Genomic DNA, 26,451 nt, shown 5'->3' with positions numbered 1-26,451 from the left:
CTGAGGTCGGCCGACGGTACCCCCATGGGGTATCTAACCAGGCGGCCGTCCCACTGACGAGGAGATCCCATGTCCTGCTGCACCCCAGACGGCACCTGCTCCACCACCGCTGCCGCCACCGCCGACGTCGCGCTCACCGACGCCCGCACGACCGTCTACGACGTGTCCGGCATGACCTGCGGGCACTGCAAGGCCACGCTCACCAAGGAGATCGGCGCCCTCGACGGCGTGCTCTCGGTGGACGTCGACATCGACGCCGGACAGGTCCGGGTGACCACCGAGGCCGAGCCCGACGACGCGGTGCTCGCCGCCGTGGTGGACGAGGCGGGCTACGCGCTCACCGGCCGGGCGGCCTGAGCCCCGCCGTCCGCCGCCGGGCCCGACGCACGCCGGGCCCGGCACCCCGCTTCCCCGTGCTCGTCCCGAGCCCGTTTCCGCACCAGTCCGAGGAGCAGTGATGACTACCACGGTCCCCGACACCGCCGAGGTCGAACTCGCCATCGGCGGCATGACCTGCGCCTCGTGCGCCGCCAGGATCGAGAAGAAGCTCAACCGCATGGACGGGGTCGAGGCCACCGTCAACTACGCCACGGAGAAGGCGAAGGTCAGCTACCGCGGCCAGGACGTGTCGGTGGCGGACCTGATCGCCACCGTGGAGGCCACGGGCTACACCGCCGCCGAACCGGCTCCACCGCACACCGGGCCGGGGCGGGACGGCGCCGCCCCGGGCGAGGCCGACGAGCTGCGCCCCCTGCGGCAACGGCTGGTCACCGCCGTGGTCCTGGCGGTCCCGGTCGTCGCGATGGCGATGATCCCCGCCCTCCAGTTCGAGTACTGGCAGTGGCTCAGCCTCACCCTCGCCGCTCCCGTGGTCACCTACGCGGCCTGGCCGTTCCACCGGGCCGCGATCACCAACGCCCGCCACGGCGCGGCCACGATGGACACGCTCATCTCGGTGGGCACCTCGGCCGCCTTCCTGTGGTCCCTGTGGGCGCTGTTCCTCGGCTCCGCCGGCACCCCGGGCATGACGCACCCCTTCGAGTTCACCGTCGGCCGCTCCGACGGCGCCGGGAACATCTACCTGGAGGCCGCCGCCGGTGTCACCGCCTTCATCCTGGCCGGACGGTACTTCGAGGCCCGCTCCAAGCGCCGGGCCGGTGCCGCGCTGAGGGCGCTGCTGGAGCTCGGGGCCAAGGAGGTCACCGTGCTGCGGCAGGGCCGTGAGCGGCTGATCCCGGTGGGCGAGCTGCGAGCAGGGGACCGCTTCCTGGTCCGGCCCGGCGAGAAGATCGCCACCGACGGAACCGTCGTCGAGGGCACCTCGGCCGTCGACGCCTCCATGCTGACCGGGGAGTCCGTGCCGGTGGAGGTCGGCCCCGGGGACACCGTCACGGGCGCCACGCTGAACGCCGGCGGCCGGCTCGTCGTCGAGGCCACACGGGTCGGCGCGGACACCCAACTCGCCCGGATGGCACGACTGGTGGAGGACGCGCAGAACGGCAAGGCGGCGGCCCAGCGGCTGGCCGACCGGATCTCCGCCGTGTTCGTGCCCGTCGTCATCGCCCTCGCGCTCGGCACCCTCGGCTTCTGGCTGGGCAACGGCGCCGGGCTGACCGCCGCGTTCACCGCCGCGGTGGCGGTGCTGATCATCGCCTGCCCCTGCGCGCTGGGCCTGGCGACCCCGACCGCGCTCATGGTGGGCACGGGCCGGGGCGCGCAGCTCGGCATCCTGATCAAGGGCCCCGAGGTCCTGGAGAGCACGCGCAGGGTCGACACGATCCTCCTGGACAAGACCGGCACCGTCACCACCGGCAGGATGACCCTCCTCGCCGTCCACACCACCCCCGCGACGAGCGAGGCCGAGGTGCTGCGGCTGGCGGGCGCCCTGGAGCACGCCTCCGAACACCCCGTCGCCCGGGCCGTCGTCACCGGGGCGACCGAGCGGGGCGTCACCCTGCCGGTCCCCGAGGACTTCGCCAACGTCGCCGGGCTGGGCGTGCAGGGCGTCGTGGACGGTCACGCGGTCCTCGTCGGCCGCGAAAGGCTCCTCCGGGAGTGGTCCATGAGCCTGCCGGCGCAACTGGAGCGCGCTCGGGCCGTCGCCGAGGCGGCCGGCCGCACCGCCGTCGCGGTCGCCTGGGACGGCGAGGCGCGGGCGGTCCTCGAAGTCGCCGACGCCGTCAAGGACACCAGCGCCGAGGCCGTACGGCGGCTGCGGGCCCTCGGCCTCACCCCGGTCCTGCTCACCGGCGACAACCGGGCCGTCGCCGAGTCCGTCGCGGCCGAGGTCGGCATCGACGAGGTGATCGCCGAGGTCATGCCGGAGGACAAGGTCGCCGTCGTGGAGAGGCTCCAGGCCGAAGGGCGCAGCGTCGCGATGGTCGGCGACGGTGTCAACGACGCCGCCGCGCTGGCCCGGGCCGACCTGGGCCTGGCCATGGGCACCGGCACCGACGCGGCCATCGAGGCCGGCGACCTGACCCTCGTACGCGGCGACCTGCGCGTCGCCGCCGACGCGATCCGGCTGTCCCGCAGAACGCTGGGCACCATCAGGTCGAACCTGTTCTGGGCCTTCGCCTACAACGTGGCCGCCCTGCCGCTCGCCGCGGCGGGCCTGCTCAACCCGATGATCGCCGGAGCCGCCATGGCCTTCTCCTCGGTCTTCGTCGTCGGCAACTCCCTGCGCCTGCGCGGGTTCAGGGCCCTCGACTGACCCGGACGCCGCGAACCCCGTCACGGAGGGGACGGAGCGGCCACTTGTGACGGTTGTTCCATCTCGTCGCAAGTGGCCGTTCTGTCCTGTTTGGTGCTTAAGGTCCAACTGGCAATGATTTAGGGCTCGCTGGCGTCCTGGTGCGTGAGCAGGGTCATACCGGTGACGGTGCGTCGCGGCCGCCGTCCGTCAAATCCTCGGGTGCGCCAGGGGATTGCGGCCCCGGGAAGATCGCTCGTCGACGGACAGTCACCGGCAATAGGGACATCGATCAAGAAATGGGTGTGCACAGAAACCCCACAAGCTTGTCCAGGCCCTCTCATGTCGCTTACGTTCTGCCTCACTCCGGACGGACGCCCAATCCTGCCGCCGCCCGGATCCCGCACACTCACCCGTCCACGGCAGGAGCGGGGGACCCACAGGTACGACGCCTGTTCCGGTCTCCGGAACGGGCTAGGGGTCAAGCCGCGCGCAACGCGGCCGGGCATCTCCAGCCCGCACCCGACAGCTCACCTCGCAGGCGCCGGAGAGGAATGCACCATGCCCGCGAAGGGTAAGCACCGCCGTCCCAAGTCCCTGCGCATCACCCGCTCGATAGCCGTCGCCGGCACCGGTGGCGCCGCACTCGCGCTGCCCCTGATGGGAGCCGCCGGCGCCCACGCCGCCACTCCGGCGGCCGCCGCCTCCTCCGCCACGGCGAAGACCGTCGCCGCCGCCCCCGTCGCCGCCCAGAAGGCCGTGACCAAGACCTACGCGGTCAAGGCGGGCGACTCCCTCGCGAAGATCGCCGACGACCAGGACGTCAGCGGCGGCTGGAAGAAGCTCTACCAGGACAACCGCAAGGCCATCGGCGGCGACCCCGCGCTGATCCACCCGGGCCTGAAGCTGACGCTCGGCGGCAAGGCCGCGTCCGCCCCCGCCAAGCCCTCCACCGCCGCCAAGCCGTCCGGCAAGACCACCCAGACGGCCAAGACGCAGGCCGCCCCGGCCGCCGCCACCAGCAGCTCCGGCTACACCCTGCCGGTCGAGGGCGCGACCGTCGGCACGTCCTACAAGACCGCGGGCAGCATGTGGTCCAGCGGTTACCACACCGGCGTCGACTTCGTGGTCCCGACCGGCACCACCCTCAAGGCCGTCGGACCGGGCACCGTCGTCTCGGCCGGCTGGGGCGGCGCGTACGGCAACCAGGTCGTCATCCGGCACACCGACGGCCAGTACTCCCAGTACGCCCACCTGTCCTCGCTCTCGGTCTCGGCCGGGCAGACCGTGACCGGCGGTCAGCAGATCGGCCTGTCCGGCGCGACCGGCAACGTCACCGGACCGCACCTGCACTTCGAGATCCGCACCACGCCGGACTACGGCTCGGACGTGGACCCGCTCGCGTACCTGCGCGCGCACGGCGTCTCCGTCGGCTGACGCCCGCACCCGCACACCGGAGGCCGGACCCCGATCACCGGGGTCCGGCCTCCGCCGTGCCGGGGGCGACACTCCCTTTGCGGCGGTGACCGCCGCACGCGTACCGCGTGGGTGGACGCAGGCGTTGAGGCTCGTCAACCGCCCTTGAACACCGCCTTATTCCGGGATTGACCAACACTTGACGAGTGGCTTATCTCACCGCACGTCAACCCCTTCCTACGGTCGCGTAGCTCACATCAAAAGGTGAATCATGGGCCGATGTGGCAGACGATTCGAAGAGTGACAACAGATCAGTGATCGGGTCGTACGTGGCGGTGGGGGACAGCTTCACCGAGGGCGTCGGCGATCCCGGTCCGGACGGGGCCTTCGTCGGCTGGGCCGACCGGTTCGCGGTCCTGCTCGCGGACCGACGGCCCGAGGGCGACTTCGGCTACACCAACCTCGCCGTACGCGGCAAACTGCTCGACCAGATCGTGGCGGACCAGCTCCCGCAGGCCAAGGCGCTGGAACCCGACCTCGTCTCCTTCTGCGCGGGCGGCAACGACATCATCCGGCCCGGCACCGACCCCGACGAGGTCGCAGAGCGCTTCGAGCGGGCCGTCGCCGACCTCACCTCGGTCGTCGGCACCGTCATGGTGACCACCGGCTTCGACACCCGCGGCGTACCCGTGCTCAAGCACCTGCGCGGCAAGATCGCCACGTACAACGGACACGTACGGGCCATCGCCGACCGCTACGGCTGCCCGGTGCTCGACCTGTGGTCCCTCAAGACCGTGCAGGACCGGCGCGCCTGGGACGGCGACCGGCTCCACCTCTCTCCCGAGGGGCACACTCGCGTCGCCCTGCGGGCCGGGCAGGTCCTCGGCCTGGAGGTCCCGGCGGACCCGGACCAGGCCTGGCCCCCGCTCCCGCCGCGCGGCACCTTCGAGGTGCGCCGCGACAACATCCAGTGGGCGCGCGAGTACCTCGTGCCGTGGATCGGACGGCGGCTGCGCGGCGAGTCCTCCGGGGACCACGTGGCGGCGAAGGGCAGCCTGTCGCCCGACGACATCAAGACGCGGATCGCACCGGCCGTCTGAGCGGTACGAGGGGCCGGGCGGAGCGCCGGGCGGGTGCGCGGGCGGGCTCAACGGCTCTGCTGCACGGAATCGTTGCGGCCCGCCGTCCCGTCGGTGCCGGGGAGGGCCGGCTTCCGCGGGGGAGTGGGCGGACCGACGGGCAACTGGACTCGCCGTAAAGGGAGTTCGTGAGCGCCCGTGTCCGGCCCCGGTGTGTCAGGTGCCGGGCGGTGCGGTCAGGGCCTCGCGCTCCAGGCCCAGTTCACGGGCGAGCGCCTCGTCCACCCACGCCTGGGTGCGCGCGCGGGACACCGAGCCGGGGTACGCGGTCATCTGCACGGCGAGACCGTCCAGCAGGGCCGTCAGCCGCAGGGCCGCGTCCTTGGGGTCCGGACACGTGAACTCGCCCGCGGCGACGCCCTCCGCGATGACCTCGGCGATCGCCGCCTTCCACTGCCGGTCGAGGCCCTGGGTGACCTCGCGCAGCCCCGGCTCGCGCAGGGCCACCGCCCAGCCCTCGATCCACAGCCGCCAGCCCTTGGCCTGTCCGGTCGGCGCGTACCAGCGCACGGCGGCCCGCAGCCGGCGCAGCGCCGACGTACGCCGGCCCAGCAGCTTGCGCAGCCGGGTCAGGTCGTCCTCGGCGGCGAACGTGAACGCCTCCGCGACCAGCTTCTCCTTGGTCGAGAAGTGGTAGAGGACCAGCGCGTTGCTCACTCCCAGCGCCGCGGCCACGTCGGCGATCCGTACCGCCGCGACACCCCGCGCCTCGATCTGCCCGATGGCGGCCCGCAGCATCTCCTCGCGCCGCCGGCCCACACTCAACCGCACTCTCGCCACGCGGCAACCCTAATCCGTCGCGCGGGACGGCCCGACGGGGGCTCGGGGCCGGTCCCGCGCCGAGGGGTGCCGGGACCTCACCGGTAGCGGCCGTACCGTTCGGCGATCACCGGCAGCCGGTCGGCGACGATGGCGTGCGCGGCCTCCCTGGGGGTGCTGCCGTCGGCCTCGGCGCGGGCCAGCGTCCGGTCGATCAGGGTGCGCATCGAGCGCCGGATGTGCGTGAACGCCTCGTCCGGGTCGGGGCCGATGTCGCCGAACAGCGTCCACCACCACCATGCGTTGGTGCCGGAGTTCACCACCACGTCCGGCAGGACGGTGACCCCGCGCGCGGCGAGCAGTTCCTCCGCCTCGGGCAGCACCGGCATGTTGGCGGCCTCCACGATCCAACGGGCCCTGACACCCGCCTGGTTGTCCGTGTCGATCGCATACGAGACGGCGGCCGGTACCAGCACCTCCGCGTCGGTGGACAGCCAGGCGTCCGCGTCCAGTTCACGGTCCGTGGGACGCAGCGCGCCGCGGTCGACGGTGCCGTAAGCGTCCCGCGCGGCCAGCAGCGCGTCGACGTCGAGTCCGCGCGGATCGGCGATCGTGCCCTTGACGTCGGCGACCGCCACCACGGTGAGCCCGGCGCGGGCCAGGAAACGCGCCGTCGCCCCGCCCATGGTGCCGAGACCCTGCACGGCGACGCGGGTCCCCGCGTACGGCACGCCCGCCCGGTCCAGGGCCGCGAGCACGGACTCGGCGACCCCGCAGCCGCCGGCCAGCTCGTCGAGCCCGATGCCGTCCACCTCGACCGCGAACGCGTCCGCCAGCCGCCGCCGGGCCGCCGCCTCGTCGTCGAGCAGCGGGTACACGGCCTGGATCGAGGAGACGAGCCCCGCCTCGGCCATCGCCCGGTCCACGACGTCCTGCGTGAGACCGAGGTCCTCCCCGGTCGCCCAGACGCTCTCGACATAGGGGCGCACCGCGCGCAGGTACCGCACGAGCACGCCGTACGCCTCCGGGTCCCGGGGGTCGCAGTCGATGCCGCCCTTGGCGCCGCCCAGCGGGATGTAGCGGCCCTGGGGGTCGTAGTGCAGGGCCTCCTTCATCGTCATGCCGCGGGCGAGCCCGGCGACCTCCTCGACCGTGCAGCCCTCGCGCATGCGCAGCCCGCCGCTGGAGACCCCGCGCACCAGCCGGTCGACGACCAGGTGCCCCTGCCGTCCGGTGACGTGGTCGGTCCAGGTCAGCGTGATGAGCGGGGCGTCGCCGGGGGCGGTCATGGGGGCTCCTGGGGTGGGTGGGCCGGAGGGGTCGTGGGCGGCGGGGCCCTTGGTGAACCCGCGGTCGGGATCCGCAGGGATGATAGCCGGGCGACCTCGCTTACTGAACGGCGGATCAGTTGCGGACGCGGGGCGGGCAACCGGCCGGTGGGGTCCGGGACACCGTGCCGTCACCCGAATGACCCGGCGTTGTCGGAGGGGCGGACCATAATGGAATGTCAGACCGACTCCACCAGGAGGTTGCCGTGACCGGTTCCCGTCCCCTGAGCTCCGGGCTCCGCTCGTTGCGGCCCGCCGCCTTCGGCGCGGATCCGAGCGGCGAGCGCCTGGAGCGCATCCGCAGGTCGCCCAATTTCGCCGACGGTGTCTTCAAGAACCCGGAGAGTGCCCGGATCCGCCCCGACGGTTCCATGATCGAGCTCGCGAAGGTCTTCTTCCGCCGGGACGAGCGGCCCCACCGGTCCCCGGTCGGCACGGTGCCGGTGCACCCCACGACCCTCGCTGACCTCGCGGCGCCCCCTGCGAGCGGACTGCGGATCACCTGGATGGGACACTCCAGCGTGCTGGCCGAGATCGACGGGCACCGGGTGCTCTTCGACCCGGTGTGGGGCGACCGCTGCTCCCCGTTCGCCTTCGCCGGACCCAAGCGGCTGCACCCCGTGCCCCTGCCGCTGGCCGCCCTCGGCCCGGTCGACGTCGTCGTCATCTCGCACGACCACTACGACCACCTGGACATGCCGAGCATCAAGGCCCTGGCCGGCACGGACACGGTCTTCGCGGTGCCGCTCGGGGTCGGCGCGCACCTGGAGCGCTGGGGCGTCTCCGCCGACCGCCTGCGCGAGCTGGACTGGAACGAGTCGACGAAGGTCGGCGGCCTCACCCTGACCGCCACCCCGGCGCGCCACTTCTGCGGCCGCGGCCTGCGCAACGCGCAGCACACGCTCTGGGCCTCCTGGGCCGTCGCGGGCGACGAGCACCGGATCTACCACAGCGGTGACACGGGCTACTTCGAGGGCTTCAAGGACATCGGCGCCGAGCACGGCCCGTTCGACCTGACGATGATCCAGGTCGGCGCGTACAGCGAGTTCTGGCCGGACATCCACATGACGCCCGAGGAGGGCATGCGGACGCACCTGGACCTCCAGGGCGGCCGGCCCGCCGGCGTGATGATGCCGATCCACTGGGCGACGTTCAACCTCGCGACGCACCCGTGGGTGGAGCCCGGCGAGGGCACGATCGAGGCCGCCCGCGCGGCGGGCGCCCGTATCGCCCTGCCGCACCCGGGGGAGCCGTTCGAGCCCACGGCCGAGACCGTCCCGTCCGAGCCCTGGTGGCGTGGTGTCGCCCGGGAGCCCGAGGGCGGCTGGGACGCCCCGGCGAAGACGGCCGCCGCGGCCCCGGAGGCCACGGCGAGTGACCCCGAGGCCAGGTCCGCGGAGGGCACGGGAGAGCCGGAGACCGTCCCCGCCGGGTGACCGACCGGGACGAGGAACCGTACGGCGAGGGCCGAGGAGCGCACCGCTCCTCGGCCCTCGCCGTTTGCCACTGACCGCTTCTGACCAGCTCCGATCGATTCGTTTCCGAAGGTGAGCGGATGTCCGAGGCGCTTGTCGGTCTGTCGTACGAAGCCTCATACCAGAGCGGGACGGTCTCCGCGGGAGTTTGTCAACTGCCCGTCGCACATGATGTGTTGCCGACTACTGTGAGTGGCCGTCGGGCGACGCGGGGTCGATCTCCTCGGCTCCGTCGGCCGACTCCGCGATGGCGCATGCCCGAGTCGCAGACCCGCGGGGGTCCCGTGCCCCCGACGCACCAGTACGAGGACGCCGATGTCTCACCTCCGCGCACCGGCCGCACGCGCAGACCGCCGTGAGGGCGGCCGGCACGGGCGGCCGGTCGCCCGCGCCGCTCCGCCGCTGCCCGAGACCCACATACGGTCTCAGCTGCTGCGGCTGGCCGTCCTGCCGCCGATCGCGGTGGCCCTGAGCGCCTGCGCCGCCGTCCTGTTCATCCTGCGCACGGCCGGGGCCCGGCCCAGCCCGACGCTGTGGGCCGTGCTCGCCGGAGCCGCCGGCGTGGCGTGCGCGGGGATCGTGATCGCCGCGATCGCCGCCGACCGCGCGGCCAGGTCCGTCCGCGACCGCGTCGCCGCCCTGCGCCGCACCACCGCCCGCGGCGAGGCGGACCTGCGCGCCCTTGTCGACACCCTGCGCCGCGGCGAGGCCGCCCCCCAGCGCAAGCCGCGCAAGGGGCCGCCCGGGGACGCCGACGACTTCGAGCTGCTCGCCGCCGACCTGGTCCGCGCCCAGGACGGCGCGGTGATCGCGGTCGTGCAGGCCGCGCAGCTCTCCAGCCACGCGGGCAGCGAACAGAAGGTCGAGGTCTTCGTCAACCTGGCCCGGCGGCTCCAGTCCCTCGTGCACCGGGAGATCTCCATCCTGGACGAGCTGGAGAACGAGATCGAGGACCCGGACCTGCTCAAGGGCCTCTTCCACGTCGACCACCTCGCCACCCGCATCCGCCGCCACGCCGAGAACCTCGCCGTCCTCGGCGGGGCCGTCTCACGCCGCCAGTGGAGCAACCCCGTCTCCACGACCGAGGTGCTGCGGTCCGCGATCGCCGAGGTCGAGCAGTACTCACGGGTCAAGCTGGTGCCGCCGATCGACGGCACCCTGCGCGGGCACGCGGTCGCCGACGTCATCCACCTGCTCGCGGAGCTCGTCGAGAACGCCACCGTGTTCTCGGCCCCGCACACCCAGGTGCTGCTCCGGGCCAGCCTCGTCACCTCGGGACTGGCCGTCGAGGTCGAGGACCGGGGCCTCGGCATGCCCGTCGGCGAGCAGGACAAGATGAACGCCCTGCTCGCCGACCCCGACCAGGTCAACGTCGCCAGCCTGCTCCAGGACGGCCGCATCGGACTGTTCGTGGTCTCGCAGCTGGCCCGGCGGCACGGCATCCACGTACGGCTCCAGGCGAACATCTACGGCGGCGTCCAGGCCGTACTCGTCGTACCGCAGGCGCTGCTCGGCACGGACCCGGAGGAGCCCGGGGCGGTGCCGCGGGCACCGGCGCGGGAGGCGGCGCAGCCTCCGCGTCCGGCGCCCGGCCCGCCGCAGCTCCAGGCCGCCGGAGCCGCGCCCGAGCCGTCGGCGCCCCGGCACGCCGCGGCGCCCGCCCTGCCCCGGCAGACGCGTCAGCCGCGGCGGGCACCGGCCACCGCGTCCGGCGTCGACGGCGGCCCCGCGCCGCTGCCCCTGCGCGGCGCCCGCCAGGAGCGGCCCACCCCGGCGGAGGCCGTGCCCGGCGTCCGGCCCGAGGACCGGCGGACCGTGGCGGAGAACGCCGGCACCCCGCCCGTGCCGCGCAACGGCGCCGTGCGCGGCACCATGGGCAGGCCGCCGCAGCTGCCCCGGCGCCGCGCCCAGGAGCACATCGCGCCCCAGCTCCGCGACGGTCCGACGACCCTGCCCCGGCCGGACGCCGACCAGCACGTCGGCCACGATCCCGGTCTGATGGCGGCCTTCCAGCGCGGCATCGGCCTCGCGGAGGCCGCCCAGCGGGAGACGGCCTACACGGAGCGGGACCAGCCGGCGCCGGACCACATGGACGCGCCGGCCATGGTGGAGGCCCTGCACATGGGCGTGCGCCACAGGGACGGGCTCCCGCCCGATGGCCCGCACGGAGAGCCGCCGCAGTCGGGCCTGCCGCACACCGACCTGTCCGCTCCGTCCCCCGCGGCCCACTTCGGCGCGTCGCCCCTGCCGTCCGCGCCCCACCCCGCTTTCCCGGGGGAGCCCCCGTCGTACGCCCCCGCGGGACAGGCGGCCCCGGACGGACGCCACATGGAGGGCCCGCCCATGGAGCACCTGCCTGTGGAGGCCGAGACGTCCATGGAGGCGCCGCACATAACCGAGGAGCAACCGACCCACGCGTCCGCGCGGCACGAAGCGCACGGAGTGCGCGAGATCGCGCCCGCGCCAGGACACGACTTCACCACCCGGCACGACGGGAGCGCACCGGCCGGATGACCAGCACCCCCACCCCCACCGCTCCCGCAGACCTTCGTATTCCAAGGAGTCGATCCATCATGGCGAGCGATGCGCCGACCGGCCATGTATCCGACCTGGACTGGCTGATGAGCGGCCTCGTCCAGCGCGTACCGCACACCACGAGCGCGGTGCTCCTGTCCTGCGACGGGCTCGTGAAGTCGGTCCACGGCCTCGACACCGACAGCGCCGACCACATGGCGGCCCTGGCCTCCGGCCTGTACTCCCTCGGGCGCAGCGCCGGACACCGCTTCGGCGACGGCGGCGACGTACGCCAGGTCGTCGTCGAGCTCGACTCGATGCTGCTGTTCGTCTCCACCGCCGGCTCGGGCACCTGCCTCGCCGTGCTCGCCGGGCGCGAGGCCGACGCGGCGGTGCTCGGCTACGAGATGGCGATGCTGGTCAAGAGCGTGCGGCCGTATCTAGTGACCGCGCCCCGGCAGGTCGCCGTCGAACCGTCGGCGATGAGGCCTTGAGGGTGGCCGCGGCCGGCGACGGGCCCTGGCTCGACGACGCGGCCGGCCGGCTGGTGCGCCCGTACACGGTGAGCAACGGCCGGACCAGGCCCACGACCGCGCTCGACCTGCTCTCGCAGGTGATGACCACCGGGGCGACCCCGCTCGGTTACCTCGGCCCGGAGCACACCCAGGCACTCGAACTGTGCCGGGGGCCGCTGTCGGTCGCGGAGATCGCCGCGCACCTGAAGCTGCCGGCGGCGGTCACCAAGGTGTTGCTGTCGGACCTCGTCGACTGCGGGGCGCTGACCACCAAGCCTCCCGAGTTCCACCACAACCCCACTGACCGGTCTCTTCTGGAGGCAGTGCTCGATGGACTACGACGACAGCTCTGATCCCTTCCCCACCGCACTGAAGATCTTGGTGGCGGGCGGGTTCGGGGTCGGCAAGACGACCTTCGTCGGCGCGGTGAGCGAGATCGCGCCGCTCAGTACGGAGGAGCTGCTCACCACGGTCAGCGCGGCGACCGACAACCTCGACGGGATCGAGAACAAGGTCGAGACGACCGTGGCGATGGACTTCGGGCGCATCACCCTGGACCCGGAACACGTGCTCTACCTGTTCGGCACCCCCGGGCAGGAGCGGTTCTGGTTCATGTGGGACGAGCTGTCCGAGGGCGCGCTCGGCGCGGTGATCCTCGCCGACACGCGCCGCCTGGAGGAGTGCTTCGCCGCCGTCGACTTCTTCGAGCAGCGCGGCCTCGGGTTCATCGTCGCGATCAACGAGTTCGACGGCTCGTACCGCTACGACCCCGACGAGGTGCGCGCGGCCATCGACCTCGATCCGGAGGTCCCCGTGGTGCGCTGCGACGCCCGGATCTCCAGCTCCGGGGTGCAGACCCTGCTCACGCTGGTACGCCATCTCCTCGCCCACGCGCCGACCCACGTCCCCAGTCACGGGGCCCACACATGAGCCCCGTCCCGAATCGAGGAGCCCGCCCATGACTTACGACCCTCCGCGTCCGGCAGGCCGCCTGCTGCTGACCCCGGAGGACAAGGACGCGCCGACCAGGGTGCGGCGATTGCGCCGGCTGGGCCTGGGCGAGCGCGCCGAGCCGGCCTTCGACGCCTTCGCGGACCGGCTCGCGGAGGTCGCCGCGGTGCCCTACTCGATGGTCAACTTCATCGACGAGAAACGGCAGTTCTTCGCCGGTCTGCACACACCGGGCGGTGCGGGCTCGGGCGCCCGGCTGATCACCGCGGCGACCGCGGACGGCGGCACGCGCGGCTTCGGTCGCCACCTGACCCGCGACTACGGCTTCTGCCCGCATGTGGTGGTCCGCCGCAAGGCGCTGGTCCTGGAGGACGTCTGCGACTATCCGCGGTTCGCCGGGAACCCGGTCGTCGACGAGATCGGCATCCGCTCCTACCTGGGCGCCCCGCTCATCGACCGCACCGGCATCGCCCTCGGCACGGTCTGCGTCGTGGACGTCGAACCGCGTCCGTGGGGGAGAGCCGGCCTGGAGACGATCAAGTCGATGGCGTCGGAACTCGTCGCGCAGCTCGAACGCCGGGAGGCCCACGGGCCGTGAGCGCGCCCTCCGGTCGGCGGGGCGCGGGGGCGTGAAGGAAAGCTGCGACGGCGCTTAAGAAAACCTCGATGGACCGGGGCACGCGTCGTACGGCAGATTTCGGGGGGATCACACCTCTCTCCCCGGTACGGGCCGCTCCGGCGTGCCCCGCTCCGGGACCTCACCCACAGGAGCCGTAGCGTTGAAGGCGCTGGTCAAGGAGAAGGCGGAACCGGGCCTCTGGCTCGCGGACGTACCCGAGCCGTCCATCGGTCCCGGCGATGTACTGATCAAGGTCCTCAGGACGGGCATCTGCGGCACCGACCTGCACATCCGCAACTGGGACGGCTGGGCGCAGCAGGCGATCCGCACCCCGCTCGTCCTCGGCCACGAGTTCGTCGGCGAGGTCGTCGAGACCGGCCGTGACGTCGCCGACATCGCGGTGGGCGACCGGGTCAGCGGCGAGGGGCACCTGGTCTGCGGCAAGTGCCGGAACTGCCTGGCCGGCCGCCGTCACCTGTGCCGGGCCACCGTCGGTCTCGGTGTCGGCCGCGACGGCGCGTTCGCCGAGTACGTGGCCCTGCCCGCCGCCAACGTGTGGGTGCACCGCGTGCCGGTGGACCTCGACATCGCCGCGATCTTCGACCCGTTCGGCAACGCGGTGCACACGGCGCTCTCCTTCCCGCTGGTCGGCGAGGACGTCCTGGTCACCGGTGCCGGACCCATCGGCCTGATGGCCGCGGCCGTCGCCCGGCACGCCGGCGCCCGCAACGTCGTCATCACCGACGTCAGCGAGGAGCGGCTGGAACTCGCCCGCAAGATCGGTGTGAGCCTCGCCCTGAACGTCCGGGAGGGGACCATCGCCGACGGCCAGCGCGCGCTGGGACTGCGTGAGGGCTTCGACATCGGCCTGGAGATGTCCGGCCGCCCCGAGGCGATGCGCGACATGATCGCCAACATGACGCACGGCGGGCGGATCGCCATGCTGGGGCTGCCCGCCGAGGAGTTCCCGGTCGACTGGTCCCGGATCGTGACGTCCATGATCACCATCAAGGGCATCTACGGCCGGGAGATGTTCGAGACCTGGTACGCGATGTCGGTCCTGCTCGAAGGCGGACTCGACCTCGCCCCCGTCATCACCGGCCGGTACGGCTACCGCGACTTCGAGGCGGCCTTCGCGGACGCGGCGAGCGGCCGCGGCGGCAAGGTCATCCTCGACTGGACCGCGTAACCCCCTCCCGCGCTAGCACTTCAGGAGCCTTTTCCATGTTCGACTCCGTACGCGACGACCTCCGCGCCACCCTCGACGAGATCCGCGCCGCCGGCCTGCACAAGCCCGAGCGCGTCATCGGCACCCCGCAGTCCGCGACCGTCGCCGTCACCTCCGGCGGCCGCCCCGGCGAGGTCCTCAACTTCTGCGCGAACAACTACCTCGGCCTCGCCGACCACCCCGAGGTCGTCGCCGCCGCGCACGAGGCACTCGACCGCTGGGGCTACGGCATGGCCTCCGTGCGCTTCATCTGCGGCACGCAAGAGGTGCACAAGGAGCTGGAGCAGCGCCTGTCCGCGTTCCTCGGACAGGAGGACACGATCCTCTACTCCTCCTGCTTCGACGCCAACGGCGGTGTCTTCGAGACGCTGCTCGGCGCCGAGGACGCGGTGATCTCCGACGCCCTCAACCACGCCTCCATCATCGACGGCATCCGGCTGTCCAAGGCGCGCCGCTTCCGCTACGCCAACCGTGACATGGCCGACCTGGAGCAGCAGCTCAAGGAGGCGTCCGGCGCCCGCCGCCGCCTGATCGTCACCGACGGCGTGTTCTCCATGGACGGTTACGTGGCCCCGCTGCGCGAGATCTGCGACCTCGCCGACCGCTACGACGCCATGGTCATGGTCGACGACTCGCACGCCGTCGGCTTCGTCGGCCCCGGCGGCCGGGGCACCCCCGAGCTGCACGGCGTCATGGACCGCGTCGACATCATCACCGGCACCCTCGGCAAGGCCCTCGGCGGCGCGTCCGGCGGCTACGTGGCCGCCCGCGCCGAGATCGTCGCCCTGCTGCGCCAGCGCTCGCGCCCGTACCTGTTCTCCAACACGCTCGCCCCGGTGATCGCGGCCGCCTCCCTGAAGGTCCTCGACCTGCTGGAGTCGGCCGGCGACCTGCGAGAGAGGCTGGCCGCCAACACGGCGCTGTTCCGCTCCCGGATGGCGGAGGAGGGCTTCGACGTGCTCCCCGGCGACCACGCGATCGCCCCCGTCATGATCGGGGATGCGGCCGTCGCCGGACGCCTCGCCGAGCTGCTCCTGGAGCGCGGTGTGTACGTGATCGGCTTCTCGTACCCGGTGGTCCCGCAGGGGCAGGCGCGTATCCGTGTGCAGCTGTCCGCCGCCCACTCGACCGAGGACGTGAACCGGGCCGTGGACGCGTTCGTGGCGGCCCGCGCGGAGCTCGACGTCTGAGCGGGATCCGAAGGCCCTGTGACCTGAGAGAATCGGTCGCATGATCGAGGCGCGGCGGCTCCACATCCTCCGTGCGGTGGCGGACCACCGCACGGTGACGGCGGCTGCCGCCGCGCTGTACCTCACGCCCTCGGCCGTCTCCCAGCAACTGGCCGCGCTGGAGCAGGAGACCGGCCACCGGCTCGTCGAGCGCGGCGCCCGGGGCGTACGGCTGACCCCGGCGGGCGAGATCCTGCTCGGTCACACGAACGAGGTCCTCGCCCAGCTGGAACGCGCCGAGGCCGAACTGGCGGCGTACAGCTCGGGCGCGGCCGGCACGGTCACCGTCGCCGCGTTCGCCACCGGCATCGGCCTGGTCGTGGCACCCGCACTGGCCCGCCTCGCGCTGACGGCGCCCGGCATCCGCCTGCGCGTGCAGGACGCCGAGGGGGACGCCAGCCTGCCCATGGTCCTGGACCGGCAGGTCGACGTCGCGGTCGCCGTCGAGTACCGGGGCGCCCCGGCCGCGGACGACCCGCGCCTGACCCACGTACCGCTCTACGCCGAGCCCTTCGACGCGGTCGTCCCCGTGACGCACCGACTGGCCGGCGCCGGCGAGGTGCCGCTCGCCGAGCTCGCCAAGGACCCCTGGATCGGCCCCTACCCGGGCAACCCCTGCCACGACGTGGTCGTCCTGGCCTGCGAGAACGCCGGGTTCCAGCCCCGCCTCGAACACTCCTCGGACGACTTCCGGGCCGTCGTCGCCCTCGCCTCGGCCGACGCCGGGGTCGCCCTGGTGCCCCGCTCGGCCCTGCGCGGCATGGACCTCACGGGTGTGGTGGTCCGCCCCGTCGACGGCACCGCGCCGACCCGGCGCGTCTTCGCCGCCGTACGCCGCGGGGCGGAGGGCCATCCCCTGATCAGGCCCGTGCTGGAGGCCCTGGCGGAGGCCGCGACGGCGTGATCCGACGCGGCCTTCGTTTCGCGTCCCACATCTGGGATAGCATCCCGAATATGGGAAACGATGTGGAGGACGCCGTCGACGCCCGGCTCGCCGCCCGCCTGGCCGAGCTGCGCGCCGAACGTGGCTGGTCCCTGGGCGAGTTGGCGGACCGCAGCGGAGTGAGCCGCTCGACGCTCTCGCGCGCCGAGCGGGCCGAGATCAGCCCCACGGCCGCACTGCTGAACCGGCTGTGCGGTGTCTACGGGCGCACCATGTCGCAGTTGCTCAGCGAGGTCGAGGCGGCCCCGGACCTGCTCGTGCGCGCCGCCGACCAGGCCGTCTGGAAGGACGCCGCGTCCGGTTTCGTACGACGCTCGGTCTCCCCGCCGCACGCGGGCCTGCGCGGTGAACTGGTCGAGGGCCGGCTCACGGCGGGTGCCGACATCGCGTACGACCGTCCGCCCGTCCCCGGCCTCGAACAGCACATCTGGGTCCTGTCCGGGAGCCTCGGCGTCACCGCGCGGGACGTCGAGCACCACCTCGCCGCCGGTGACTGCCTGCGGATGCGGGTGTGGGGACCGACCCGCTTCCGATGCCCCGGCCCCGAGGACGTCCGGTACGCGCTGGCGGTGGTGCTGCCGTGACCGCCGTGTCCCAGCTGACCTCGGACCAACTGCTGCACCACGCCGACGCGTTGGCGGACCTGCTGGCCGACACCGTGGACGGCGGAGCCTCCGTCGGGTTCCTCGCCCCGCTCGACCGCGCGGCGGCCCTCGCCTGGTGGCGGGAGCGCGCGGACGCGGTCGCCGCCGGGGAGCTCACCGTCTGGGTGGCGCGCACCGGCGACCGGGTCACCGGCACCGTCGGCCTCGCCTTCCCCGGCAAGCCCAACAGCCGCCACCGCGCCGAACTGGTGAAGCTGATGGTGCACCGGGACGGCCGCGGGCAGGGCCTCGGACGTACGCTACTCGCCACCGCCGAGCGGGCGGCCGCCGCGGCGGGTGTCACCCTGCTGCACCTCGACACGGAGACGGGCAGCCCCGCCGAGTCCCTCTACCGCTCCGCCGGATGGACCCGCGTCGGCGCGATCCCGGACTACGCCGCGACACCCGGCGGCACGCTGCACCCCACGACGATCTTCTACAAGCACGTGGGCCCCGCCACCTGAGCCCGCGGGCCGCGTCAGGCGCCATTCGGCCGGTCGGGCGGGAGATTGCCCGCGTCGCGATGAGTTCCGCCGCCGCGCGCGGTCATAGTGTCGAACCCGGCACCGAGGAGGACTTCTGATGCGCAGCGTGACCTTTTCGATGAACGTCTCGCTCGACGGCTACATCGTGGGGCCGGACGGCGGCCTCGACTGGGGGGCGCCCGACGAGGAGCTCTTCCGTTTCGCCACCGACGAGGTGCGCGCGCTCGGCGTCCACCTGATGGGGCGGCGGCTGTACGAGACGATGCTGTACTGGGAGACCGCCGACCAGGACCCGTCGCTCGACGCCCCGACGCTGGAGTTCGCCGCGCTCTGGAAGGCCCTCCCGAAGGTGGTGTTCTCCACCACGCTGTCGGAGGTGGAGGGCAACGCGCGCCTGGCCTCCGGTGGCGTCGTGGAGGAGATCGAGCGGTTGCGGGCCGAGCCGGGAGAGAGCCCCATCGGGATCGGCGGCGCGACGCTCGCCGCCGAGGCGGCCGCGGCGGGACTGATCGACGAGTACCGGGCCAGGGTCTGCCCCCTGCTGCTCGGAGGCGGCATCCCGTTCTTCCCCCGTGACGAGCGCCGGGTGGACCTCGAACTCGTCGAGTCCCGCGTCGTCGGTCCGAGAGTCGTCTTCCTCCACCACCGGGTGCTGCGCGAGCCGAAGGACCACTGACCCGGCCCCGGAACAGGCGTCAGGACAGGGCGAGAACGCAGAACTCGTGGCCCTCCGGATCGGCGAGCACCGTCCAGGGGACGTCGCCCTGGCCGAGGTCCAGGTCGGTGGCGCCGAGGGCCCGCAGCCGGTCCACGTCCGCCTCCTTGTCGTCACCGGGGTAGGGCAGCAGATCGAGGTGGACGCGGTCCGGCACGGCCTTCGCGCCGGGCGTGCGGAGGAACTCCAGATACGGGCCGACGCCCGCGGCGGAGCGCAGCACCGCGTGCTCGTCGGTCACCTCGTGCAGCGTCCAGTCCACGGCCTCGCCCCAGAACCGGGCCATCGCCCGCGGGTCCACGCAGTCGACCAGCACCGTGGCGACCGGGCCGGTGTCCCGGTGGACCTCGCGCGGCTCCAGCACGCAGAACTCGTTGCCCTCCGGATCGGCGAGCACCGTCCACGGGACGTCGTCGCTCTGGCCAACCTGGGCGCGCGTCGCACCCAGGGCCTCCAGGCGGGCGACCAATTCGGCCTGATGGGCGGCGGACGTGGTGGCGAGATCGAGGTGCACGCGGTTCTTCGCCGCCGACTTGGGTTCCGGGACGGGCACGACGTCGATGCCCAGGAAGTCCGGGTGCGGCCAGACGAAGTCACCGCCGGGTCCGACGTAGGCGGTCACGCCGGGCTCATGCAGACTCCAGCCGAGCGCCTCCGCCCAGAACCCGCCGACCGCCGAGGGATCGACGGCCTTGATGTTCACCTGAACGGGTCGCAGTGCCATGCCGGTGATCCTATGCAGCGCCCGCGACGGCACCGCGTCCGCGCCCGCCGCCCGCACCGTCGGCCGGCCCCGCCCGCGGCCGAGTCGCTCACCAGCCACGACGGTCCGCCCGCCGCCGACGGCTCCGACGGGTGGATGTCAGTGGCATTGGCTACGGTGCGGTCCATGCCGGATGCCGATGACGTACGCCGTATCGCCCTCTCTCTGCCGGACACGACGGAGAAGACCGCCTGGAGCATGCCCACCTTCCGGGTCGCGGGCAAGATGTTCGCCACGCTGCCCGAGAACGAGACCTCCATCGCCGTGCGCTGCCCGAAGGAGGAGCGCGACGAACTGGCCCTGGCGGAGCCGGGCAAGTTCTGGATCGCCGACCACGAGGCCAACTTCGCCTGGGTCCGCGTCCGCCTCGCCGCCCTGGAGGACGAGGACGAACTGCGCGACATCCTGGCCGACTCCTGGCGTCAGGCGGCACCGACCCGGCTCCTCGACTCCTACCCGGAGTTGGGACCCCCGGCGACCGGCTGACGCGACGCCAGGGCCCGGGAGCGGCGTGGCCCGCTCACCGTCACCCGCTGACTCCGCCGCCCACGCCCAGGAAGTCGCCGATCCGCTCCCGCAGCGCCCGCGCGTCGAGTCCGTGGGCGGCCACGTGCTCGTCGACGCCGCCGTACCGGCGCAGTTCCCGGCGGCCCACGCCCAGGCCGAGGACCCGGTGCGGCACATCGGCCAGCGCGTCGTTGGCCTCAGCTGTCGACGTACCCGCCAGGTACGGCTCGACCAGGACGACGTCGGCGCCCGCCGCGTCCGTGGCCCGGCGCAGGCCCGCCGCGTCGAAGGGACGGACGGTGGCCGCGTACAGCACCGTCACGTCGAGCCCCTCCGTCGCGTCGAGGACGGCGTCGAGCATCGGGCCCACGGCGACGACCACGCCGGAGCGGCCCTCCCGGACGGTGTGGAAGTGGGCCCCGTCGACCGGCCGGCCGTGCGCGTTCGACTGCACGGACAGGCGTACGTAGACCTTGTCGTCCCCGGCGGCCACCGCGTGCCGCAGCAGCGTCTCCGCCTCGTCCGGATGGCCCGGCACGTGCACGGTCCAGCCGTCCAGGGTGTCCAGCAGCGCCACGTCACCCGGTGACATGTGGGTGAAACCGCCGGCCGGCCAGTCGAAGGAGGCGGCCGCGCTGACCAGCACCGCACCGACGTCCTGGTGCCCGAGGTCGAGCTTGACCTGCTCGAAGGGCCGCTCCACCAGGAAGCTGGCGAAGGTGTGCACCACCGGCCGCAGCCCCGTGAGCGCGAGTCCCGAGGCCGCTCCGACGAGGAGCTGCTCGCGGATGCCCACGTTGATCACCCGGTCCGGGTGCCTGCGCCGGGCCTCCGCGAAGCCGTCCGTGCCGATCTCGGCGAGCACGACCGCGACGCGCGGATCCTCGTCGAGCAGCCGCCCCACCACGGGGGCGAAGCGGTCACGCATGGTGTCCATGGGATGTGTCCTTCCAGGCAGGGGCAGGCAAGGGGTAGGCATGGGGCAGGCAGGGGGTGGCCGGTCCGCTCGATCCGCGCCGGGCGGAGGAGGGCGGGGGAGCGGTGACCGGACCGGTCGGCTCAGGCGTTCTTGGGCTCGACCCGGGCGACGACGACGTGCGGCCGTCCCGGGTGCGGCGCGGTGAAGGCGGCGTACAGCTCCGCGTGGTCGCGGCCGTCCACGGTCCGGGTGGACCAGCCGGCGGCCGCGAACCGCGCAGCGATCCCGCCGGGCCGGGCATGACTGGCCGAGGCGTTGTCGATGACGACGGTGTGCAGCCGGTCAAGGCCGGCCGGACCCGCGTACGCGATGGCCTCGTGGTTGCTGCCCTCGTCCAGCTCGGCGTCCCCGACCAGCACCCACACCGCCGGGTCGTCCAGCCCCTGGGCGCGCAGGCCGAGCGCCGTGCCGACCGCGATCGGCAGCCCGTGTCCGAGGGACCCGCTGCCGATCTCGGCGCCCGGGACCAGTACGCGGTCCGGGTGGTGCCCCAGCGGCGAGTCGTACGAGCCGAAGCCCGCGAGCCAGTCGACGGGGACGAAACCCTTGGCGGCGAGCACCGCGTAGTACGCCATGGGACCGTGCCCCTTGGACAGCAGGAACCGGTCCCGCTCGGGGGCGTCCGCCCGCTCCGGTCCCACGCGCAGGACCCGGTCGTAGAGCACCCACAGCGCGTCCAGGGTGGACGTCGCCGCGGGTCCGTGCTTCTCGTCGCCCGTCATCAGCCCCATGAGCCCGGGCAGGTCCTGGTACCGGTATCGCGCGTGACCGCGCTCCGTCGTGATCGTCATGCCGACGATCGTGCAACCTCAAGCGAGCTTGAGGTCAACACCCTCCGGGTGCGGGCCGCCGCTGTGTGTCGCGCCGTAAAAGCGGTGCGCGATCACCGGTCCGAGTGCGGTATTGTTTCCGTGCGCGTTCGGCCAGGGGAAACCCCAGGTCAGACGGGCATCGGGACGTGGCGCAGCTTGGTAGCGCACTTGACTGGGGGTCAAGGGGTCGCAGGTTCAAATCCTGTCGTCCCGACTTTGCCGTAACGCAAGTCGGAGGCCGTTCTCTCATCCGTGAGAGGGCGGCCTTTCGTGTGTTCCCGGACGTGCCGTCACGCCACGTCCGGCTCGGACGCGGTGGCACGGCGGACGCCTCCGGGGCTCGCGGACCGCCGGGAGAGGAGCGGAGCTCTCAGGGCGTGACGATCGGGAACTGCGGGCAGGACGCCGCGCGAGCCGCCGAACCGAGGTGTGCTCATGGTGGTGCTCCAGTCCGAGGGGCCCGGCGGAGCGGGGGGACTGTGCGGAGACGGCCTGGGACGAGCCCGCCGTCGGCATGATCCACAGACTGGCCTCGACGTACTGCCGCGCCCCGGACCGGGCTGCCCAGGATGTCGGGACACCCGCGTCGCGTCCCCTTCGACCGGGGGAGTCGGCTGCTTTCGGGTATACGGGACGGCGGGAATTCCCCGACGGGATCTCCGTGATCTCACAGCAAGGTGATTCGGGGGACCGCGCAGGGCAGCACCGGGCGCCCCGGTGGCGGCCGTACGGCCCGCTCCCGTCGGCGCGGCCGGCCTGGTCTCGTACGGCTTCGCGTGCTTTGGGGCCGGCAAGTCCTTGCCATGGCGGTGACTTGCCGCCGACAGGCCTTCACGACGGTGTGAGCGGGTCGGTAGACCCATGGCATGTCCTCCCCCTCCAAGGCTTCCGCCTCCCGGTTCAGACGCCGGCGGCTGACCGCCGCCGCGACCGCCGTACCGCTGCTGGCATCCGTCCTCGTCGTCCTGCACACTCCCGCCCAGGCAGCTCCGAGCAAGCCCGCCGTGCCGGCCGAGTCCTCGGCGACCCATCGGGTCACCCTGGTCACCGGCGACGTCGTCACTGTCACAACATCGGCCGACGGCAGGCAGACCGCCGATGTCGACCGGCCCGACAGCGCCGTCGGCGGCGTGAAACTCCAGCAGATCAAGGGGGATCTGTACGTCGTCCCGGACGAGGCGGCGGCACTGCTCGGCAAGGGCAGGATCGACCGGCGGCTCTTCAACGTCACCGATTTGATCGAGATGGGCTACGACGACGCGAAGTCGGCCACGGTGCCGTTGATCGCGACGTACGCCGGGACGAAGGCGCGCGAGGCCGTCGAACCGACGGCGCCCCGCGGCAGCAGAATGACGCGCGAGCTCAAGGGGATCCGTGCCGCCGTGCTCAGCACGAAGAAGCGGCAGGCCCGCACTTTCTGGACCTCCGTGGCTCCGCCCGGTGCCACCCGGCTGGGCGCGGGTGTCGCCAAGCTGTGGCTCGACGGCCGGGTCGAGCCCGACCTGAAGGAGAGCGTGCCGCTGATCGGCGCACCCGAGGCCTGGGCGGCCGGCTACACCGGCAAGGGCAGCAAGGTCGCGGTCCTCGACACCGGTGTCGACGCCGGACACCCCGACCTCGCGGGCCTGGTCGACGCGACCGCCAGCTTCGTGCCGGACGAGGGTGTCACCGACGTCAACGGGCACGGTACGCACGTGGCGGGCACCATAGTCGGTTCGGGCGCCGCCTCCGGGGGCGACCACAAGGGTGTCGCACCCGACGCCGACCTGCTCGTCGGCAAGGTGCTCGGCGGAGCGGAGGGCTACGGCCAGGACTCCTGGGTCATGGCGGGCATGCAGTGGGCCGCCGAGTCCGGTGCGGACGTCGTCAACATGAGCCTCGGCGACTCCTACCCCACGGACGGCAGCGACCCGATGTCGCAGCTGGTCGACTCCCTGTCCGAGCGATACGGCACCTTGTTCGTCATCGCCGCTGGCAACGCCGGCCCGGAGACCATCTCCGCCCCCGGCGCGGCGGCCGCCGCGCTGACGGTGGCCGCCACGGACAAGGAGGACCGTCTCGCGTCCTTCTCCAGCACTGGACCGCTCGCCTCCTCCGGCGCCATGAAGCCGGACATCGCGGCGCCGGGCGTGGACATCACCGCCCCCCGTTCCCAGGCGATGACCGACGGCGGCGAGGGCTTCTACCGCACCCTCAGCGGCACCTCGATGGCCACCCCGCACGTGGCCGGCGCGGCGGCGATCCTGGCGCAGCAGCACCCGGACTGGACCGGCGCGCAGCTCAAGGAACATCTGATGAGTACGGCGAAGGGCCTCGACGACGGCTACTCGCCGTACGAGGTGGGGACCGGCCGGCTCGACGTGGCCGCGGCTGTGCGCACCCCCGTCCGCGGCACCGGCTCGCTCTTCTTCGGCAACTACACGTGGCCGCACCGGCCGAGCGACGGTGCCGTCACGAAGGAACTCACGTTCACCAACACCGGTTCCCACGACGCCACGCTCGACCTGGCGCTGAGCGACGACGGCGGCCCCTTCACCCTGGGAGCCGCCGAGGTGACGGTCTCCGCGGGCGGCACAGCCGTCGTCCCGGTGACCGGTGACCCGCGCACCGTCCCGCCGGGCCGGCACGTCGGCTGGGTGACCGCCACCGACGCGGCCACCGGCAAGCCGGTGACCCGCACGTCCGTGGCGCTGCTCAAGGAGGAGGAGCGCTACGACCTGACCATCAAGCTCGTCGGCCGCGACGGCAAGCCCGCCGCCGGCTGGGTCGGTGTCAACCTGGGCGGCGACGTCTGGCCGTACTCGCTCTACGTCGAGGGCTCGACGACCCTGCGCACCGCGCCCGGCGTCTACACCGTCGCGGGCTACCTCGACGTCTCCGGCGAGAAGGCGGACCGCTCCGGGCTGGCCGTGCTGGTCGACCCGGAGACCGTGCTGGAGGACGGCTCCGCCGAGGTGGTGCTGGACGCGAGCAAGGCGCGCCTGCTGCGGACCGAGGCGCCGCAGCGCACCGAGGACCGGCAGCGCAAGGTCGACTTCAACGTCCACTACGACGGTCAGGACCCGTTCACGGACTATCGCAGCGCGTACGTGCTGCCGCCCATGTACGACGACGTCTACGTGGCGCCCACGAAGCCCATGAAGCACGGCGAGTTCATCCTGACCACCCGCTGGCGCAAGGGCGAGCCGCAGCTCGGACTGAGCACGCCCGGCGGTCGCCTCCGCTTCGACACGCTCGTCCAGTCCGGCAGCACCCTGCACACCGGCGAGGACCGGTTGGAGGTCGTCCACGCGGGCGCCGGCGCCGCGACCGCCTACGGAAAGATCCGGGCCAGGGGCAAAGTCGTCGTCGTCGAACGCAGCGACGAGGTCTCGCCGCAGGAGCGCGCCGAGGCCGCGGCCGCGGCCGGTGCGAAGGCGCTGATCGTGGTCAACGACGGTGCCGGGTCCCTCATGGAGTACGTCGGAGAGTCGGCCATCCCCGTCGCCGCCGTGCACCGGGACGCCGGCAGGACCCTCGCCGCGATGGCCAGGTCCGGCAAGCTGAAGCTGACCGTGAAGCAGACCGAGTACTCGCCGTACGTCTACGACCTGACCCGGGACTACCCCGGCCGGGTGCCCGACCGGCCCCTGGTCTACGAGCCTGCCAAGGCCGACCTGGCCCGGATCGACGCCCGCTACTACGCGGCCGCGGGCGACCGTGCGGCCGAGGGCTACCGCTCCGACTTCACGCTCAGCCCGTCGTTCAACATCCCCGAGCGGGAGCGGCACCCGGGCACCCGCACCGAGTACGTGACCCCGGGTCAGGTCTGGCGGGAGTTCCACACGCAGGGCGTCGACACGGCCCTGCCGTGGACGATGGTCTCCGGCGACAACACCTACACCCGGGGCAGCACCACCCGGCAGGACTGGTTCGCCCCGCTGACCCGGCCGGGCCAGAGCGAGTCCTTCGGCGTCTACAACTCGCGCTGGCAGAACTACATGACGTGGAACGTCCAGGCGTGGGCCTCGGCCAGCGGCACCCAGCGGCTCGGCGGCTACCTCCCGTGGGGTGAGACCCCGTCACACCTGCGCGTCTTCCAGGGCGACACGCTGATCCACGACAACCCGATGAGCGGGGACATGCAGTGGCAGGAGGTGCCCGCGGGCAACCTTCCCTACCGTGCCGTCCTCGACGTGGAACGGCCGGGCGAGGCCTTCCGGCTGTCGACGCGCACCCACACCGAGTGGACCTTCGTGTCCGACACCACCGACACGGACTTCTTCAAGCCGTTCTCGGTGCTGAACCTGGACTACGGGCTGGAGTCGGACCTGCACGGCGACGTGCGGGCCCGGGCGACGCAGCGGATCACGCTCAAGCCGGTGTCGTCCGACCTGGGCAAGGTCCCGGGCACCGTCACCAGGGTGCGGCTGGACGTCTCCCACGACGACGGCAGGACCTGGCAGAAGGTGACCCTGATCAGGGGCGCCCACGGCTCCTGGACCGGTTCGTTCAGGACGGCCGGCAAGCCCGGCGGCTTCCTCTCGGTCCGCGCGAGCGCCGAGACCGACCGCGGCTTCGGCGTCGAGAACGAGATCATCCGGGCGTACGGCCTGCGATGAGCCGCACCGTCGGGCCCCGGGGAGCCGACTCCCCGGGGCCCTTCCCCGCACAAGCCCTCCCAGCAGGGACTTTTCAAGATCTGCCGCCGTGGCCCATACTCTCCCCGCTGCGGCAAGCGGAGGAGAGTCGGTCGCTG

The 26,451-nt window shown here is 72.9% G+C and carries 23 protein-coding genes, 1 tRNA gene and 1 riboswitch; of the genes, 19 read left to right on the top strand and 5 right to left on the bottom strand.

Features of this window, described 5'->3' with window-relative positions; genetic code table 11:
• Nucleotides 1-69: 69 nt before the first annotated feature.
• The 4 genes from ACFYQQ_RS00340 to ACFYQQ_RS00325 all read left to right on the top strand — a co-directional run bounded on the left by ACFYQQ_RS00340 (nucleotide 70) and on the right by ACFYQQ_RS00325 (nucleotide 5,208).
• Entirely contained in the window at nucleotides 70-357 is a 288-nt protein-coding gene (locus tag ACFYQQ_RS00340) for a heavy-metal-associated domain-containing protein (RefSeq protein WP_355788777.1), read from the top strand.
• A gap of 100 nt (nucleotides 358-457) precedes the next feature.
• The gene (locus ACFYQQ_RS00335) at nucleotides 458-2,713 is read left to right on the top strand and encodes a heavy metal translocating P-type ATPase (RefSeq protein ID WP_388902627.1); all 2,256 of its coding nucleotides are present in this window, start codon (nucleotides 458-460) and stop codon (nucleotides 2,711-2,713) included.
• A gap of 379 nt (nucleotides 2,714-3,092) precedes the next feature.
• A riboswitch (cyclic di-AMP (ydaO/yuaA leader) is annotated at nucleotides 3,093-3,249 on the top strand.
• Nucleotides 3,250-3,253: 4 nt separating this feature from the next.
• Nucleotides 3,254-4,129, top strand: a complete 876-nt coding sequence (locus tag ACFYQQ_RS00330; RefSeq protein ID WP_356166097.1) for a LysM peptidoglycan-binding domain-containing M23 family metallopeptidase — start codon at nucleotides 3,254-3,256, stop codon at nucleotides 4,127-4,129.
• Nucleotides 4,130-4,422: 293 nt separating this feature from the next.
• Nucleotides 4,423-5,208, top strand: a complete 786-nt coding sequence (locus ACFYQQ_RS00325) for an SGNH/GDSL hydrolase family protein (RefSeq protein WP_355794654.1) — start codon at nucleotides 4,423-4,425, stop codon at nucleotides 5,206-5,208.
• Between the two features lie 195 nt (nucleotides 5,209-5,403).
• Here ACFYQQ_RS00325 and ACFYQQ_RS00320 read toward each other — a convergent pair whose 3' ends face one another.
• Both ACFYQQ_RS00320 and ACFYQQ_RS00315 read right to left on the bottom strand, forming a co-directional pair.
• Nucleotides 5,404-6,027 carry a TetR/AcrR family transcriptional regulator gene (locus tag ACFYQQ_RS00320; protein ID WP_356166094.1) on the bottom strand — a complete coding sequence of 208 codons (624 nt, stop codon included), beginning with the start codon at nucleotides 6,025-6,027 and terminating at the stop codon, nucleotides 5,404-5,406.
• A 77-nt stretch (nucleotides 6,028-6,104) separates the two neighbouring features.
• Nucleotides 6,105-7,295 (bottom strand): Glu/Leu/Phe/Val dehydrogenase dimerization domain-containing protein, encoded by a 1,191-nt coding sequence (locus tag ACFYQQ_RS00315; RefSeq protein WP_355792038.1) that lies wholly within the window; start codon nucleotides 7,293-7,295, stop codon nucleotides 6,105-6,107.
• A gap of 245 nt (nucleotides 7,296-7,540) precedes the next feature.
• Between ACFYQQ_RS00315 and ACFYQQ_RS00310 the strand changes: the two genes are divergently transcribed.
• The 12 genes from ACFYQQ_RS00310 (at nucleotide 7,541) to ACFYQQ_RS00255 (ending at nucleotide 18,613) form a co-directional block, all read left to right on the top strand.
• Nucleotides 7,541-8,770, top strand: coding sequence for an MBL fold metallo-hydrolase (locus ACFYQQ_RS00310; protein WP_355792035.1), 1,230 nt, complete (start codon nucleotides 7,541-7,543; stop codon nucleotides 8,768-8,770).
• Nucleotides 8,771-9,124: 354 nt separating this feature from the next.
• Nucleotides 9,125-11,323: an ATP-binding protein gene (locus tag ACFYQQ_RS00305; RefSeq protein ID WP_388902621.1), complete on the top strand. Its 2,199-nt coding sequence runs from the start codon at nucleotides 9,125-9,127 to the stop codon at nucleotides 11,321-11,323.
• A 59-nt stretch (nucleotides 11,324-11,382) separates the two neighbouring features.
• On the top strand, nucleotides 11,383-11,817 hold the full coding sequence (locus ACFYQQ_RS00300) for a roadblock/LC7 domain-containing protein (RefSeq protein ID WP_356166088.1): 435 nt from the start codon (nucleotides 11,383-11,385) through the stop codon (nucleotides 11,815-11,817).
• A gap of 2 nt (nucleotides 11,818-11,819) precedes the next feature.
• Nucleotides 11,820-12,191 carry a DUF742 domain-containing protein gene (locus tag ACFYQQ_RS00295; RefSeq protein WP_355795961.1) on the top strand — a complete coding sequence of 124 codons (372 nt, stop codon included), beginning with the start codon at nucleotides 11,820-11,822 and terminating at the stop codon, nucleotides 12,189-12,191.
• On the top strand, nucleotides 12,169-12,768 hold the full coding sequence (locus ACFYQQ_RS00290; protein WP_355795964.1) for an ATP/GTP-binding protein: 600 nt from the start codon (nucleotides 12,169-12,171) through the stop codon (nucleotides 12,766-12,768). The genes ACFYQQ_RS00295 and ACFYQQ_RS00290 overlap by 23 nt, the downstream gene beginning before the upstream one ends.
• 28 nt (nucleotides 12,769-12,796) lie before the next feature.
• Nucleotides 12,797-13,387 carry a GAF domain-containing protein gene (locus tag ACFYQQ_RS00285; RefSeq protein WP_388902616.1) on the top strand — a complete coding sequence of 197 codons (591 nt, stop codon included), beginning with the start codon at nucleotides 12,797-12,799 and terminating at the stop codon, nucleotides 13,385-13,387.
• A gap of 181 nt (nucleotides 13,388-13,568) precedes the next feature.
• Nucleotides 13,569-14,597, top strand: coding sequence for an L-threonine 3-dehydrogenase (gene tdh / locus ACFYQQ_RS00280; protein WP_355793501.1), 1,029 nt, complete (start codon nucleotides 13,569-13,571; stop codon nucleotides 14,595-14,597).
• A gap of 35 nt (nucleotides 14,598-14,632) precedes the next feature.
• The gene (locus tag ACFYQQ_RS00275) at nucleotides 14,633-15,826 is read left to right on the top strand and encodes a glycine C-acetyltransferase (RefSeq protein ID WP_355793499.1); all 1,194 of its coding nucleotides are present in this window, start codon (nucleotides 14,633-14,635) and stop codon (nucleotides 15,824-15,826) included.
• 40 nt (nucleotides 15,827-15,866) lie between these two features.
• Complete coding sequence (locus ACFYQQ_RS00270) at nucleotides 15,867-16,769, top strand: LysR family transcriptional regulator (protein WP_356166079.1); 903 nt, start codon at nucleotides 15,867-15,869, stop codon at nucleotides 16,767-16,769.
• A 50-nt stretch (nucleotides 16,770-16,819) separates the two neighbouring features.
• Nucleotides 16,820-17,392: an XRE family transcriptional regulator gene (locus ACFYQQ_RS00265; protein ID WP_355789417.1), complete on the top strand. Its 573-nt coding sequence runs from the start codon at nucleotides 16,820-16,822 to the stop codon at nucleotides 17,390-17,392.
• Nucleotides 17,341-17,916: a GNAT family N-acetyltransferase gene (locus tag ACFYQQ_RS00260; protein WP_388902610.1), complete on the top strand. Its 576-nt coding sequence runs from the start codon at nucleotides 17,341-17,343 to the stop codon at nucleotides 17,914-17,916. The genes ACFYQQ_RS00265 and ACFYQQ_RS00260 overlap by 52 nt, the downstream gene beginning before the upstream one ends.
• Nucleotides 17,917-18,034: 118 nt before the next feature.
• Entirely contained in the window at nucleotides 18,035-18,613 is a 579-nt protein-coding gene (locus ACFYQQ_RS00255) for a dihydrofolate reductase family protein (protein WP_355789422.1), read from the top strand.
• A gap of 19 nt (nucleotides 18,614-18,632) precedes the next feature.
• Here ACFYQQ_RS00255 and ACFYQQ_RS00250 read toward each other — a convergent pair whose 3' ends face one another.
• Nucleotides 18,633-19,376, bottom strand: a complete 744-nt coding sequence (locus ACFYQQ_RS00250) for a VOC family protein (protein WP_355789425.1) — start codon at nucleotides 19,374-19,376, stop codon at nucleotides 18,633-18,635.
• Between the two features lie 165 nt (nucleotides 19,377-19,541).
• Between ACFYQQ_RS00250 and ACFYQQ_RS00245 the strand changes: the two genes are divergently transcribed.
• Nucleotides 19,542-19,901, top strand: a complete 360-nt coding sequence (locus tag ACFYQQ_RS00245) for an MmcQ/YjbR family DNA-binding protein (protein WP_355789427.1) — start codon at nucleotides 19,542-19,544, stop codon at nucleotides 19,899-19,901.
• A gap of 40 nt (nucleotides 19,902-19,941) precedes the next feature.
• Here the strand turns inward: ACFYQQ_RS00245 and ACFYQQ_RS00240 are convergent, their stop codons facing one another.
• Both ACFYQQ_RS00240 and ACFYQQ_RS00235 read right to left on the bottom strand, forming a co-directional pair.
• Entirely contained in the window at nucleotides 19,942-20,859 is a 918-nt protein-coding gene (locus tag ACFYQQ_RS00240) for a transketolase (protein WP_355789430.1), read from the bottom strand.
• A gap of 122 nt (nucleotides 20,860-20,981) precedes the next feature.
• Complete coding sequence (locus ACFYQQ_RS00235; RefSeq protein WP_388902604.1) at nucleotides 20,982-21,692, bottom strand: transketolase; 711 nt, start codon at nucleotides 21,690-21,692, stop codon at nucleotides 20,982-20,984.
• 161 nt (nucleotides 21,693-21,853) lie between these two features.
• Here ACFYQQ_RS00235 and ACFYQQ_RS00230 point away from each other — a divergent pair.
• Both ACFYQQ_RS00230 and ACFYQQ_RS00225 read left to right on the top strand, forming a co-directional pair.
• A tRNA-Pro gene (locus ACFYQQ_RS00230) sits at nucleotides 21,854-21,927 on the top strand.
• Nucleotides 21,928-22,579: 652 nt separating this feature from the next.
• Nucleotides 22,580-26,314, top strand: a complete 3,735-nt coding sequence (locus tag ACFYQQ_RS00225; protein ID WP_355787507.1) for a S8 family serine peptidase — start codon at nucleotides 22,580-22,582, stop codon at nucleotides 26,312-26,314.
• Nucleotides 26,315-26,451: the final 137 nt, after the last annotated feature.

The organism is Streptomyces sp. NPDC005496, from assembly GCF_042872045.1.
Classification (GTDB): domain Bacteria; phylum Actinomycetota; class Actinomycetes; order Streptomycetales; family Streptomycetaceae; genus Streptomyces.
This window is presented reverse-complemented; position numbering and strand designations above follow the sequence as displayed.

Coding starts and splice junctions, on each gene's coding strand:
- ACFYQQ_RS00245 (WP_355789427.1), top strand. CDS start 19,542: ATGCCGGATGCCGATGACGTACGCCGTATCGCCCTCTCTCTGCCGGAC.
- ACFYQQ_RS00335 (WP_388902627.1), top strand. CDS start 458: ATGACTACCACGGTCCCCGACACCGCCGAGGTCGAACTCGCCATCGGC.
- ACFYQQ_RS00330 (WP_356166097.1), top strand. CDS start 3,254: ATGCCCGCGAAGGGTAAGCACCGCCGTCCCAAGTCCCTGCGCATCACC.
- ACFYQQ_RS00300 (WP_356166088.1), top strand. CDS start 11,383: ATGGCGAGCGATGCGCCGACCGGCCATGTATCCGACCTGGACTGGCTG.
- ACFYQQ_RS00315 (WP_355792038.1), bottom strand. CDS start 7,295: ATGACCGCCCCCGGCGACGCCCCGCTCATCACGCTGACCTGGACCGAC.
- ACFYQQ_RS00285 (WP_388902616.1), top strand. CDS start 12,797: ATGACTTACGACCCTCCGCGTCCGGCAGGCCGCCTGCTGCTGACCCCG.
- ACFYQQ_RS00265 (WP_355789417.1), top strand. CDS start 16,820: ATGGGAAACGATGTGGAGGACGCCGTCGACGCCCGGCTCGCCGCCCGC.
- ACFYQQ_RS00250 (WP_355789425.1), bottom strand. CDS start 19,376: ATGGCACTGCGACCCGTTCAGGTGAACATCAAGGCCGTCGATCCCTCG.
- ACFYQQ_RS00235 (WP_388902604.1), bottom strand. CDS start 21,692: ATGACGATCACGACGGAGCGCGGTCACGCGCGATACCGGTACCAGGAC.
- ACFYQQ_RS00260 (WP_388902610.1), top strand. CDS start 17,341: ATGCCCCGGCCCCGAGGACGTCCGGTACGCGCTGGCGGTGGTGCTGCC.
- ACFYQQ_RS00270 (WP_356166079.1), top strand. CDS start 15,867: ATGATCGAGGCGCGGCGGCTCCACATCCTCCGTGCGGTGGCGGACCAC.
- ACFYQQ_RS00290 (WP_355795964.1), top strand. CDS start 12,169: ATGGACTACGACGACAGCTCTGATCCCTTCCCCACCGCACTGAAGATC.
- ACFYQQ_RS00225 (WP_355787507.1), top strand. CDS start 22,580: ATGTCCTCCCCCTCCAAGGCTTCCGCCTCCCGGTTCAGACGCCGGCGG.
- ACFYQQ_RS00275 (WP_355793499.1), top strand. CDS start 14,633: ATGTTCGACTCCGTACGCGACGACCTCCGCGCCACCCTCGACGAGATC.
- ACFYQQ_RS00255 (WP_355789422.1), top strand. CDS start 18,035: ATGCGCAGCGTGACCTTTTCGATGAACGTCTCGCTCGACGGCTACATC.
- ACFYQQ_RS00340 (WP_355788777.1), top strand. CDS start 70: ATGTCCTGCTGCACCCCAGACGGCACCTGCTCCACCACCGCTGCCGCC.
- ACFYQQ_RS00305 (WP_388902621.1), top strand. CDS start 9,125: ATGTCTCACCTCCGCGCACCGGCCGCACGCGCAGACCGCCGTGAGGGC.
- ACFYQQ_RS00240 (WP_355789430.1), bottom strand. CDS start 20,859: ATGGACACCATGCGTGACCGCTTCGCCCCCGTGGTGGGGCGGCTGCTC.